The following is a 12,365-nucleotide window of genomic DNA, read 5'->3' as shown; positions in this document are numbered from 1 at the left end:
ACCCGCATCGCCTGATGACCTTAAAGCTAGACTTAAGGTCACACGCTTCGCGAATTACCAACCCTCACGCAAGACGGCCCCCATCGGAGGCGTACCATGAATGCGCCGATAGCCGTATCTCACCCGCGTCGCGCAGATGTCCTTGATCCGGTGTTTGAGAGCGGCCTGGTCGCCGCGCTTCGACTTGTAGACGTAAAGAGCGCGATCAACCCGAAGCGTGGAGCAGGCCCGCCTGACTGACACCTTCCAGTCACTTCGCACCTTGTCGACAAGCTCGCGCTTGCGGCCAGGCCTCAGAGCTTTTTTGAGAGCACATCCTGAAGCATGGCCTTGTCCAACGACAGGTCGGCGACAATCCGCTTCAGCTTCCCGTTCTCTTCCTCAAGCTGACGCAGCCGCTTCATCTTCGAGGGGATCAAGCCTGCATACTTCTTCCGCCAGTTGTAGAAGGTTGCCTCGCTGATCCCGGCCTTGCGGCAGACCTCGGCCACCGCCGAGCCGCCTTCAGCCTGCTTCAGCACGAATGCAATCTGCGCCTCTGAAAACTTCGATGCCTTCATGGAATTATCCTCTCCCCCTCAGGGGATCATAAGTGGAAAATTCCAGTTCAAACTGGCCTCATTTGGCGGGGGCAGGTCACTCCCAACCGCGGCAATAAGCGCCTGTGCTGAGCAGAAATGCAGCGCATGTGGGCCAGTAAACGCCCGCTAAAGGCTCTGGTTCACTTTTATCATCCAGCACGAGCGAAGGGGGCTGGAAATGATCGCGGTGATGGGACTCACAATCGGCATGCTGCTTGGCATGATCTTTCGGATGGTTTCAGACGTGCGCCGAGGCCCCGACTAACTTATTCCCGCCACAACCTTTGGTAAAAAAACCGATTGTAGCGATGAGGGAAGATGACCCACTGGACTGTTGAAACACGGTCTACCGCCCTAAGCGCTCGCGCCGACCACAGTATGTCGGCAAGCGGATCAGTGCGACGGTGGCCGATCATGGATCGAAGAGGGTCAGGTTCAAACCGGCTTCGACGATTCATTGTCCAATGTTACGCGCGAAGTGGATATCAGGGAATACGAACAGCGAACCGGTCATCCGCGTAGTCTCACGGTGATCTTCCCGTTGGGTGTGATCGCTGAATAGGACAAACGCCTGCCGACGACAATTAGCCACCTCCGCGCAGAAATTCGACGGACGACTAGCATAAAGCGCAGCTAAGCATCGCAAATGCGATGCTACTGTACATGACCTAGGGGTAGGCATTGGTTAAAGCCTTTCGCAACGGAGCCATAGTGCTTATTTTCGCTATGGTCGCCGGCATCAATCTTTGGTGGGACTTAACGAGCAGCTATATCGCCTGCGGGGTTGCCGTCGTTGCGTCGTTCTCAGCGGGATATTGTGTCGAGCGCGCGTTCATCAGCCGGGCCCATCGTGAGATGAGGCGCTCCATAGCGCAGATGCACCAAGACGTCACCTAGCGCTTTGAAGTGCCCACCACGTGGGGTGCCGAAACATAGTTATAACTTTTCCACGGTCGATAGTTCACCCCGGCAGCGCACGCCGGGCTTTTTTCGTGCGCACAACAGAAAGAGACCATCGCGAGTCACAAGCTAGATTTAATCAAATTTCTAACCGCAACACTTACTGCCGCTTCCACCAAGCTGCTTGTCGCGGACCCAACCAACACCGACACAGCCGGCCGACTCAATCAGATCGTACGCACGGCTGAGGACAATGTGTCTGATGGCCAACCGGATGTCCGGCGATGAGCCGCGCACCATGGCTTCGATGGCGTAAAGCTGCGCGATGTGCCGAACAGCGGCCTCGGCGATCGGTGACTTGCTGTTGCGCACCAATTTGACGAAGCGCCGGCGCAAATGGCTCCAGCAATGCACGAGCGTCCATGGCCCTTGCGGTCGAACGACTTCGTTCAACCGGTCATACCCGTCATAGGCATCGCATTGCAGGTAGCGTCCGCCAAAGCCGTCGAGGAACTGCTCGGCAAAGGCACCGCTGCGACCGGGGGCATATCGGAACAGCACGATCGGCGGACTTGGCCCGCTGTGGCCGCGGTCGTCTGAGGCGATCGCCCAGAAGTAGCCTTTCTTCGTTTGGCCGCGCCCGGGATCGAGTACCGGCGCCTTGGTCTCATCCATGAACAGCCGATCCGCCATGGCCAGGTGGTGGCGCATGTGGTCGGCGATGGGCTGAAGATGGAAGCAGGCGCGGCCAGACCGGTTGCCCAGTGTCGCCCGATCAAGCCGGATCCCCTGGCGCGCATAGATCTCGGCCTGACGGTACAATGGCGTATGGTCGCCAAATTTGGAGACGATCACGTGCGCGATGGCCGCTTCGGTCGGCAGCCCGCCGGGCACGACGTGCTCCGGTGCGTGCGCCTGCACGACGGGGCCCGAGCAGCGGCGACAGATATATTTCGGGCGGCGCGTGACCAGCACGCGCCATTGCGCCGGGATCACGTCAAGACGCTGGCTAACGTTCTCGCCGATCTTCGTCATGGCGCCGCAACCGCACGGGCAAAGCGTGCTTGCAGGCTCGATGATCCGTTCCACCCGCGGCAAATGGACAGGCAAGCAGCCGCGATTGCGATGAGAATCATGATCTGGCGCGTTCCGTGATCGGCCCTGGATCACCGCCTCGGCTCTCTCCTGCGCGGCATCCAGTATGCCTTGCGCGATCTCCACGTCTTCGAGCGGCAAATGATACTGATCTGGTCGCAGCTTCTCGGATTTCGCGCCGAACCTGTCGCGTCGCAATTCGCCAAGAATGATCTCCTGGCGGCGTCGGGCTTCTTCCGACGCCGCCAGCGCCCCCTGATGCTCGCTCAAGGCCGCCTGCGTTTGCGTCAAAAGCGCCTTCAGGCGTTCGTTTTCGTCGCGCAGCGCCGCGATGCTCATGCGCTATTTCGAGCACATCGCCGCCGCGTGTGCCACGATCAAAATAGCTGCCGAGTCATTCTGCCGCAGTTATCCCGCCGCCTGCGGGCGCCGTGCTTCTTCCGGGCGGACCAATCTCCAATCCAGCCCTTCGAACAAGGCAGCGAACATCGCCGGCGATATCCGCATCACGCCGTCCGCGATCGTTGGCCAAACGAACTTGCAACCTTCGAGGCGCTTGTGCACCAACACCAGGCCCGTTCGATCCCAGACCAAAATCTTGATCCGGTCCGCTCGTTTGGATCGGAACACGAAGGCTGCGCCGCTGAACGGATCGAGACGGAGCACCTCCTGCACCTTTGCCGCAAGCCCATCGTGGCCACAGCGGAAGTCGATCGGCCGCATTGCAACGTAAATCTTCAGATCAGCACCGGCCGCAATCATCGTGACGCTCGGACCGCACGGATCACCCGGGAGAGCTGCTCACCATCAATGTCCGTATCCGTCCGCAGCACGACATCACCGATCGCGATCTCAAGCTTGATCGCCGGAGTCTGACGCTCCTCCAACGCATGTTCCACGACCAGCGGCGCGAATGTCGGCGGGGACGCCCCGCACGGCGGCAACATGCCTCGCTGTCGAAACCGCCGCCGCCAATCGTAGATCTGCCAGCGCGTCGCTCCGTGCTTGCGCGCAACCTCGGACACCTGGGCACCGGGCAACAGACTCTCGGCGACGATCCGAGCTCTCTCAGCTTCCGAACGCACGCGGCGCCCCGACGGTCGTTCAAGAACTTCCAGCCGGCTCACCAACCGCGCCGATGGGCCGTCCGAATGGACGTCCTTTTCGCTGTCCAATCCCATCACAAACCTCCGTCCAAGCCGGAGGCTTCTTCGCATAGTTATCCATATCCCGAAGCAAGGGTTCCGGCTAAGCGCTTACAAAAGATCGCCGCTGCCAGGAGATTTACGACGCCACCAGCGATGTTCTCAAGGTGCTGCGAAGGGGGTTCACGAAGCTGGAAGCCGACGGATGGCAGATCGTGAACCCTGCCAAAGCCGGGGAGGCGACAGCTAGGGTAGATTAAGCCAGATCGGAAGGAATCTCTGAAACCGTATTGTCGGCGCGAAGGACACCAGCTTTGATTAAGACTTCGCGATACAAGCCGATAAACTGGCTTACAAGGCCCCATTCCTTACTAGGCATTTCTGCGCCGATCAGAATGACGAGGACCCAGAGCAGGTCGTGATAAGTCTGCTTAAACATGCCGATGAGTTCTTCGAGAGAATCGTCCATAACAATTTGGCCCCACGCATCAGTCGCGTAGAGAAGCTTGTTTCGGTAGTCGGCCCGTTCGAGCAAGAACTGCTTTAGCGTGAGGTTGCGGCTATCTCGGATGTTCTCCTCTAAGTCCGCCAGCAAGGATGGGATAACATCGTCACCATAGGTTTCGTCCTGAGAAATCATGACGGCAAGAGGGGTATGCCGGAAGATCTCCTCGCCCTTTGCCCCGTAAATCGCCAGTTTGATGCTCGTCCCATCGATTACGGGTTTGGCGCTCCAACTGATGAACTCAAGGCCGCCTGGTGAAAAGTTCTTGAGCATATCTCCCAGGATGAAGCGAAATTGCGCAATCACCGGATAGACCGACAGCTTGACGACGTGGTTCTTGAATTTGCGAACAAAGTCTCTGTGTTCAGGGAACTTGTCATCGTTGAGCTTGAGCCACTCAAAGATTGCGACGACTAATTCTTCTTCAGCTGCAATCAGCCTAACGGCACCCATTTCCTCATCAAGGCCGATCAAATCCGGGGCTCGGTTGTAGTGCGTGAGAGCCCTTGCGACTCGCGAGATTACTTTGGTTGGTGCATGGGCGAAGAGAAACGCGATGATGTCCTCCCCGACCAGCTCATCGAAAGCCGTCGTTTCGAGCGTCTTCGTTTCGGGTTTGGTATCTATGGATTTTGACATGAACGAATGCTTGGCAGGGGCAATTAGAAGTAGCCAATGGCCCTCAGCAGCCGCCGCACTTCCAGGTTAAGCAGCATATGCTCTTCGGAGGTCAGGATGCGCATGTGCGCCACTACGATGCGAATAGGGCGCAGGCGGTTGAACGCTTCACGTACGGCTTCCTGGCGCTTGAACGTCTCCTTGAAGCAGTCGCGCCAGTTAGCGTTGCCCAGGATAATGTCGTTGTAGTCGGCAAAGTCGGCATAGTGGATGATGGGCTGTTCAGGGCGTCCCTCCGCTATCTCCTTAGCTTTTCTCTCTTGCCACTGTTCGTACATGCCGCTCGGTAGGCGTTGCTCCCAGCGGGGGTGCACTGCCTGGAGTCGGCTGACGATGAAGGCGCGTAGCCGGGTCTCCAGGATATAGATCCAGTCATATCCTTTGCGATTGCCTTCCGGGACGTCCTCACTTGGTGGGGGCGCCAGATCTGCATGGACGGTGCCGAGGCTGATGTTGGTGGCGGCCAGTGTCGCATCGAAGCTCTGAGCCGGGAAATCCGTAAGCTCCGTGTTGAACCCTTGGCTCACATAGGCCGCAACCCGTGCGTCCGGATCGTCCAGCATTGCGGTCGGATCGAGGATGGTATCGCGCCAGTCGCCCAGGTCGACGCGGAGGCTCCTGATGAGCCCTGCATTGAACGGGGGCGCAATGTTGACCGCTGCGCCGATCGTGGATAGCTCGGCAATGGCGCGGGCGGAGTGCAAGCTGTCCTGAAGCTTGATGATCGGCAACGATAGCTTAGAGAGCTGGTCGAACTGTCGTGTGATTTCAGCGATGCCTTGCAGTGGCCGGCTTGCTGCGCTCACCATCTCGCTGATCCGTGTCCAGTCAGCCTGGTTTGCTACGCGGAATTTGGTCGTTGAACATGCGTGCGTTAATTTTCACGCTCTCTAACGCTTCAGAAATCTGTTGAGCACTTGAGAAGCTCGTGCTGACGGGCGCGAGGGTGTCAGAGATTATGCGGGCGGCCTCGGCAAACCGTGAGGTTACGCTATTTACCCCAAATACCTCGTGGAGCTGTCTGGCACTGGCCACGCTGGCGTTGATTTGATCCAGCGGGCCTGTGATGCCTCGAATGGTTTCCGTGAGGCGTGAACCTATGCTGGCGGCTTCAATGAGCTTCCGTGTGCTATCGATGTCTCTCATTGCATTGGCCAGCGCAGAGCTCTCAGGGGAAAGATATTTCTGCAGTTCCATGGCCGTCGTTGCTCGACGCATCATGTCGAGCTGGTCCAATAGCTCAGCACTGGAATGGCCAGAGAGGGGGTCGTAGGGCGACTTCATGAGTCGGAGTTTGAGCCTGAGTCTGGCGCAGGTCAATCAAGCGGCCAAAACGGAGGCGCAGTTACCGGGTTTGGTTATTTGCGGCTAGCTCAGGGGGGCACAGCTTGGGTGGCTGAGCGGATAGCCAAGGCGATAGCAGATATTCTCTCCCAGTCGGTGGCTCGTCTAAGTTGATTAATTGTGTGATCTATGTCACGTTCGGGTGGCTCACGTGGGTCAGCAGTGCGTCCGAGCCAACGATCCGGTTATGATTGCAGCCATCGCTCTCTCCCATGGCGTTAGGTGCACTGTCACCGCAATCTCGTAATGCCAAAATCACCAAAGTCGATTGTCGAGCAAAATGAGCCACGCGTTACGCCCTACTAAAGAAGAGTTAGCAAAGGTGCGTGGGGTGTCTTTCGCGAATGCCATGGCGGGGATCACGAAAATAACAGTGCCGGGCGTAGTGGGGTTTCACACGCATTTCGAAATTACAGAGATATTTGAGTTCTCTAATACGACCCGCAAGGCAACCAATGTATTCACGATCATGGTGGCTGAAGAACACGCGGCCGACACCAGTGAGAGCCCGGTTTGGCTCGGCAAGCGCATGCACCTGCCTCACTTCAAGGACTCCTTTTTCGGCGTTCGCAGAACTGTAAAGCCGATTGCGGCTATACTGCCTCGTCTCAGCGACATCATTGATGGTAGTTGGCGGTCCTCAAGCGACACCATAGAACTCGGCGAGATGGGGGCGGGTGCACCTGCATTCGTGCCACCGGACAGTTCATTCGATGTCCCTTGGAACAGGCTGCTTAAAAACAATTTCGATAACGGGTCGCATATATTCGAATTTTTCGACCAGACTAAGCAAAGCTTACGTCCGTTCTTCGATACGCCTCGGTTACTATTAGACCTCTCCGCCAAAATCATGGAGCGTGTGCCGATCCGTATCGGTAGCATGTCGGATAAGCTAGGCAATATCGTCGTTCAGATACCTGTAAGCATCGTGTTGGCACGCTTTGCTCAGTTGCCTGCATCGGGAGATACTCACGTTACCCTTGCTTGGCACCCTAGTGCGACGCCGCGTCCATTGCGGGCGGTAAGCGCAACGGAGTTCGATAACGTCATCGACGGATATGCATCGCAAGACATCGCCTCGCCTCAAGCCACCTTGTCAACGGCGGCAGGCGATGGACAGATGGAGAACTACCTCTGGGATGACGATGAAGGTATCCTTCTCGCGGCCCAGGGCCGCACAGGATTCATCAGGCAGATCAATTTTGGCATTCATGCAGTATCAAGGAATGCGGAGCCTCGGGCCTTCAAGATCAGGGATGACGAGGGAAAATATCAGCTCGTAGAGATTCCTGTTTCAAGAGCGATCAATTCTACGGTTGGTCCGCTCACCGATCAGCGCGCCTTTGATTGGACGCGCGCGCGCATCTACCGCGAGGAAAATGCTCGCCTTCTTCAGGAAAGCTTGTTCAAGCAATATACGCCCGGAGAGGCGTCGTCATCTCATATGCATGAAGCGGCACTCGAGGATATACGTCGGCTAATCAACCGTCACGGTCGGCACGGTGCCTGGCTGTGGGACCCGTATCTTTCCGCCCATGACGTTCTAAAGACCCTGTTCTATTGCACGCACAGTGGAGCCGACCTGCGTGCCTTGACGGCGGCAAACGAGCCATTGCCGTCTGTTCGCACGAAGCCGACCGTCAGATCCCTCATGCTCCACGCTCTTGCGGTCCTTCACGCTAAAGTGCCGTATCTGCGGCCACCGCCCACACTAAGCTTTGCTGAACGTCAACGGCAGGAACTCAAGGCCGCCGAATCGAATGATATTGGCCTTCGCTTTGAGTATCGAATGAAGGCAGGCCAGGAGGGTTGGCCCTTTCACGACCGATTCCTTATCTTTCCAAAAGAAGATGGTAGCGCGCTCGCATGGTCCCTGGGGATCTCCGTGAATCAGATTGGGCGCTCACACCATATTCTGCAGCGTGTTGATGATGGCCGTCGCATCATGGATGCTTTCCTCGACCTATGGGATGAATTGACGAGGTCCGAGCATCTGATCTGGAAAACTCTATGACCCATCCTGTTTTGGCGGACGTTCTGGCCGACGCACGCAGGGCGGGCTCTGCTACGGGCCCGAGAGATTTGTTGGCAGCCCTTGCAGGCATCAATCGACCAATGGACTTGCTGACCAGCTGGGATGCATGCGAGACGCTATGTAGCTCGTTTAGTGGCGAGTACAGCTTTATTCAGCTCGCCAGGGTGGCCGGGGTAAGGCCCTGTGCAGCTGATATGGAGAAATGGAGCGCGCTTTTACGGTGGATGGTTGAAGAACTGACAGGCTGGAGTCCGGCGGGCGACCCGCATCAACGGACACTTGCTGCCGTTTTTGTGGCCGGGGCAATGAGCGACATCGACCATGAGCTATGGAAACTCTTGTCGAACCCCTTTGCGGCGAATCATCATCTCGTCGGAATACTGCAAGCCATACTTCGATCATGCAGCGTAACCATCGATGTTTCGCAAGGTACCCGATCTCCGATTTCCACAAAGGCCGCCGTGGAACGTTTGGCAGTCGCCAATGCGACGAAGGATTGGAAGGGGATCGACGAATGTCTGGACGGTTTCGGTGACTACATTTCTGCATCGCTTCTTCAAGCGCAGGCCACCCGTATTCTTATGCGATGCGGGCAAAATGACCTGCTGAGTGTTATCTCGGGAATTGACGAGGCTCTTCTTGCCGTCTCGTTTGTAAATGCTGTTGCTGATGAAGAGTCCTGTCTCACGCTGGCAGTTGCGTGTTCAAGTCCGTATTTTGAATTTGCCGTACTTCGGAGCGCTGTATATCGCGGCGGCCAGCCGACGCTTACAGTCCATGGGCTGGATGCATTACTCTTAAAAATGTCGGCTGAACCGAGCCGGTGGTGTACGCTCATGGATGTTTTCAATCGCTATCCGGTTCGGTATCCTCGACTACAGGAAGCGCTCGGTGCGGCTCTTGCGGGCGTCTTGTTGGGGGCGATGGAGTCATATATCGCTGCTATCCAATTAAATGATGTCGCGTTAAATGACGTAGGTAGAGAGAATGTAGCTACTTGCTTGCGTGCATTTCAAGCGCGTGCCAATCGCAGCCAACGCGAGGCCATGTGGCAATTGGCCTATGATCGTTGGTCGACATGGGGGTTCGATCGATCCGATCCCAGTGCTCATCTGCAAGAAATACGGGCGTCGCTCCTCGATTATGCGGTTGTCGGATATGCCATCGAATGCCTCGGGCCGAAAGCAGCGATACAGGCACGCACAGATATCGTGACGAAAGCCCTTAGCCTGCATCAGAACTGGTACGGCTCGTCATCGGAGATAATTACGGATTGGAAAAGGTCCTTGTCGTTGCTTCAGCCGTTTGCGCATGCCGAGTATGTTCTCGCAAACAGTCAAGAGGACTGGTTGTGCAAGACGAGGATGTATCTCCCAACCGACTCACAGACTGATTATCTCAAATTGAAGTATCGTATGCCGTGACAGCTTTGGTTCGACGAGCCGCGTATTCATGGCTAACGCCAAACTTCGCCGCCCTTGACCTTGAAGCTGATAGCTTCCGCGTAAGGTTGAATGACCTCGCTGGGAATCGCATAGGTGATTGGCATTGATTGGCCTGCCGTCTCAAGGCCGCTGGTCACCATGCCGAGAATGGTGCCTGAGGTCGGATCGCAGACGACTCCACCGCTTATGCCCCCCATCGAAATCGTGCTGATCTGGATGAGACGTGTCTCGGTTTCCTTGGTGGCCGGGATAATTGCGCTGACAATGCCGTCGTAGAAGGTCGGTTGGACGATGCCTCGATTAGTCGAGAGGGCCAGGAACATATCTTTCCCCAATGGATAGCCGCCTATAAGCACGCGGTCGCCGACCCCCAGTTGCGTGGAGTCTCCCCAAGTTACGGGGGGAACGTCATAGGGAATCGCGTCATCGCCGACCGCCGTGCTGATCAAGATACCGATATCGACATCAGGATTTCCCCTTTGGATGCGGGGATCGACGAAGCTGAACTGACTTTCAACGGGCCAATAGCCCTTGACCCATACGCCATCCGCGCGTTGATGCGTCGTTTGGATGTACGAATGGCCCTCTTTTACTTTGAGAGCTTCACAGACGTGCCAGCACGTCACCAGTTTTCCGCGCCCAACCTGGAAAGCCGTGCCCTGAATGTCCATCAGGTACTTTTCGTAGTCCGGCTCGCCTAGCGCAGCCATGATTCCGGCGTCCCGCGACGGCAATCGCCCTGGGAAATTGCCCACGGGCAGAACGGAACGGGCAAGAGTAGCCACAGGTGTCTGGCGGCCGAAAGAGGACCAGGGGATTTTTGAAAAGCGCTCTCGCAAAGTGTCCGTCATGCCGTAACTGCCGGTCCCGTGTAGAGGCGCGGAAACCACCTATCGACGACAGCGAGAGGGAAGCCCAGTCGCACAGCCGAGCGCGAGGTCGGAGAGACCAGGAAGCCTTTTGCAATAAGGGAGTTGAGGACCGTTCTGGCTTGGCGTTGCTGGTAGCCGGTAAGCTCGGGGGCTTTGCCACGAGCGAATTCGCCAGCAAGCAAAGCTTCGCGAAGCAGCGGCCAGCTTCCTTTCGGGAGGCGATCGGCGCGGACTTCCTCCTCGCACCAGATTTCCATGCGTCGCTGGAGTTCGGCGGGTTCGAACAACGACTCCATGAAGACGATTTGGTCCACACAGCTTGTGAGGAAGAACGTGCAGAACTCCACAAGGCCGGACTGGGTGAGGTTGCCCCGGCCATCGAGGTCACCACGGCGGGGCTCGTCGGCGGCTTGGAGGGCCGCTTTGTAGTTATCGACCGCGCGAGCAAGGCCACGCGAGACCGACCAGAGGCTGGAGCCGATACCAAGTTCTTTGAGGAATGCGTGGGAGAACAGCCGTGCCACGCGTCCGTTGCCATCCGCGAACGGGTGAATCCACAAAAGCCGATGGTGCGACGCCGCCACCCCGATGATACGTTGGATTTTGGGAAGCTTCTCGTTGCCATAGGCGGACGCAAAGCGTTCAAGGAGCGGGGCCAGGTCCTCAGAGGCCGGAGCGATATGGTGGCCGACCTTGACGTGGACCTGTCGTAGCTCGCCGGGAACGACTTTCTCTTCCTTGCCGGTCCTTGGATCTTTGACGACCAGCAGTTCGCTAGGCAGTTGCTGGCAGAATTCCTTGTGCAGCCAGAGGATGAACTCTTTGGAGGTGGAGGGTTGCGGTGCCGAGCCGAAGTCAATCTTTCGCTGCACATCGATGTGAGCGCGGGCTTCGAGCTGGAGGTTGCGTTTCTCGGGCTCGGCACTGTAGTCCCCGGCCAGGGCGCGATCGATGTCGACCGGGTGGGTATGATGCCCCTCGATGAGGTTGCTGTAGTAGCAGTTCATCGACCGGACGAGGTCGCCGATGGCCTGCTGGATGACGGGGTGAAGGCGGCCCGCCAAGGCGTTTCCCTTGGCAACGAGGTCGGTGGCGAGGTCTGAGAGAGCCTTGTTCTCTTCGGGGAAGAGGGGCTCCATAGTGACGGGGGAAGTCAATTTTGCCGCTTTCTTTGCCGGTTAATCTCCATATATTACAATAGCTTGCTGTGAAACATAGGCATCAAATTGCCGCTTAGTTTGCCGCTTCATCTGCCGGTTGGCAATTCAATTCGGAGGAGAGGGGAGGGTGCTGACGCTTCCCGGAAGGACAAAGCTTCGGGCCCGATGAGCTCGGTAGCGAGCGATAACAAACCCTCGCGCCCAGCTGGGAGGGTCGCCAAGGCGTTTGCCTAAAAGTGTGACATATGTCACATTCGGGTATATCTAAAGTGCTAATTTAGCACATATTCTAGCACAAAAATATTTTCATGGCGGTTTTATGTAGAAATATCAGTTCATTAGTCCTATCGCCGGGCGGCTCATAACCTGAAGGTCATAGGTTCAAATCCTATCCCCGCAACCAACGATTCTTTGTCCAGACCGGAGACATAGGTAACAGGTCGTACCTAAGACATGGGTGACAACCTCGTGCCGAACGGGTTGTCGAGGGGTATCAAAGTCGTTTACTCCAAAGTCGATCCAGTTTGAGGCCGCTGGTCAGCGATCTGCTGTGTTCCGGCGAGACGCATCCATGGCCTGGCCATTGTTGCTTGGCTCGCGCTGTC

At 56.9% G+C, this 12,365-nt stretch carries 10 protein-coding genes and 1 pseudogene; 2 read left to right on the top strand and 9 right to left on the bottom strand.

Annotated features, from left to right (window positions below; translation table 11 throughout):
- Nucleotides 1–57: 57 nt before the first annotated feature.
- The 7 genes and pseudogenes from ABIB80_RS38855 to ABIB80_RS38825 all read right to left on the bottom strand — a co-directional run.
- Nucleotides 58–560 (bottom strand): annotated as a pseudogene (locus tag ABIB80_RS38855) (transposase); the annotation flags it as partial.
- 1,068 nt (nucleotides 561–1,628) lie between these two features.
- A complete protein-coding gene (gene tnpC, locus ABIB80_RS38850; RefSeq protein ID WP_354129603.1) occupies nucleotides 1,629–2,915 on the bottom strand; it encodes an IS66 family transposase in 1,287 nt (428 codons plus the stop codon).
- A gap of 69 nt (nucleotides 2,916–2,984) precedes the next feature.
- Nucleotides 2,985–3,338 (bottom strand): IS66 family insertion sequence element accessory protein TnpB, encoded by a 354-nt coding sequence (gene tnpB, locus ABIB80_RS38845; RefSeq protein WP_280097107.1) that lies wholly within the window; start codon nucleotides 3,336–3,338, stop codon nucleotides 2,985–2,987.
- On the bottom strand, nucleotides 3,335–3,757 hold the full coding sequence (gene tnpA, locus ABIB80_RS38840) for an IS66-like element accessory protein TnpA (protein ID WP_354129602.1): 423 nt from the start codon (nucleotides 3,755–3,757) through the stop codon (nucleotides 3,335–3,337). The genes tnpB and tnpA overlap by 4 nt, the downstream gene beginning before the upstream one ends.
- A 220-nt stretch (nucleotides 3,758–3,977) precedes the next feature.
- Complete coding sequence (locus ABIB80_RS38835) at nucleotides 3,978–4,865, bottom strand: hypothetical protein (RefSeq protein ID WP_354129601.1); 888 nt, start codon at nucleotides 4,863–4,865, stop codon at nucleotides 3,978–3,980.
- Nucleotides 4,866–4,888: 23 nt separating this feature from the next.
- Nucleotides 4,889–5,713, bottom strand: a complete 825-nt coding sequence (locus ABIB80_RS38830; protein ID WP_354129600.1) for a Swt1 family HEPN domain-containing protein — start codon at nucleotides 5,711–5,713, stop codon at nucleotides 4,889–4,891.
- Between the two features lie 19 nt (nucleotides 5,714–5,732).
- Complete coding sequence (locus ABIB80_RS38825; RefSeq protein ID WP_354129599.1) at nucleotides 5,733–6,188, bottom strand: hypothetical protein; 456 nt, start codon at nucleotides 6,186–6,188, stop codon at nucleotides 5,733–5,735.
- A gap of 409 nt (nucleotides 6,189–6,597) precedes the next feature.
- Between ABIB80_RS38825 and ABIB80_RS38820 the strand changes: the two genes are divergently transcribed.
- Both ABIB80_RS38820 and ABIB80_RS38815 read left to right on the top strand, forming a co-directional pair.
- Nucleotides 6,598–8,262, top strand: a complete 1,665-nt coding sequence (locus tag ABIB80_RS38820) for a VPA1262 family N-terminal domain-containing protein (RefSeq protein WP_354129598.1) — start codon at nucleotides 6,598–6,600, stop codon at nucleotides 8,260–8,262.
- Nucleotides 8,259–9,707: a hypothetical protein gene (locus tag ABIB80_RS38815; protein WP_354129597.1), complete on the top strand. Its 1,449-nt coding sequence runs from the start codon at nucleotides 8,259–8,261 to the stop codon at nucleotides 9,705–9,707. Before ABIB80_RS38820 ends, ABIB80_RS38815 begins: the two co-directional genes overlap by 4 nt.
- Before the next feature lie 32 nt (nucleotides 9,708–9,739).
- On the opposite strand, the gene ABIB80_RS38810 is transcribed toward ABIB80_RS38815, so the two are convergent.
- The gene (locus ABIB80_RS38810; RefSeq protein WP_354129596.1) at nucleotides 9,740–10,579 is read right to left on the bottom strand and encodes a trypsin-like peptidase domain-containing protein; all 840 of its coding nucleotides are present in this window, start codon (nucleotides 10,577–10,579) and stop codon (nucleotides 9,740–9,742) included.
- Entirely contained in the window at nucleotides 10,576–11,757 is a 1,182-nt protein-coding gene (locus ABIB80_RS38805) for a Fic family protein (protein WP_354129595.1), read from the bottom strand. The genes ABIB80_RS38810 and ABIB80_RS38805 overlap by 4 nt, the downstream gene beginning before the upstream one ends.
- Nucleotides 11,758–12,365 lie beyond the last annotated feature (608 nt).

It is taken from the genome of Bradyrhizobium sp. i1.15.2, from assembly GCF_040548425.1.
Lineage (GTDB): Bacteria > Pseudomonadota > Alphaproteobacteria > Rhizobiales > Xanthobacteraceae > Bradyrhizobium > Bradyrhizobium canariense.
The sequence above is the reverse complement of the archived record's forward strand: the minus strand, read 5'-3'. Positions and strand labels throughout refer to the sequence as shown.

Coding starts and splice junctions, on each gene's coding strand:
- tnpC (WP_354129603.1), bottom strand. CDS start 2,915: ATGAGCATCGCGGCGCTGCGCGACGAAAACGAACGCCTGAAGGCGCTT.
- tnpB (WP_280097107.1), bottom strand. CDS start 3,338: ATGATTGCGGCCGGTGCTGATCTGAAGATTTACGTTGCAATGCGGCCG.
- tnpA (WP_354129602.1), bottom strand. CDS start 3,757: ATGGGATTGGACAGCGAAAAGGACGTCCATTCGGACGGCCCATCGGCG.
- ABIB80_RS38835 (WP_354129601.1), bottom strand. CDS start 4,865: ATGTCAAAATCCATAGATACCAAACCCGAAACGAAGACGCTCGAAACG.
- ABIB80_RS38830 (WP_354129600.1), bottom strand. CDS start 5,713: ATGGTGAGCGCAGCAAGCCGGCCACTGCAAGGCATCGCTGAAATCACA.
- ABIB80_RS38825 (WP_354129599.1), bottom strand. CDS start 6,188: ATGAAGTCGCCCTACGACCCCCTCTCTGGCCATTCCAGTGCTGAGCTA.
- ABIB80_RS38820 (WP_354129598.1), top strand. CDS start 6,598: ATGGCGGGGATCACGAAAATAACAGTGCCGGGCGTAGTGGGGTTTCAC.
- ABIB80_RS38815 (WP_354129597.1), top strand. CDS start 8,259: ATGACCCATCCTGTTTTGGCGGACGTTCTGGCCGACGCACGCAGGGCG.
- ABIB80_RS38810 (WP_354129596.1), bottom strand. CDS start 10,579: ATGACGGACACTTTGCGAGAGCGCTTTTCAAAAATCCCCTGGTCCTCT.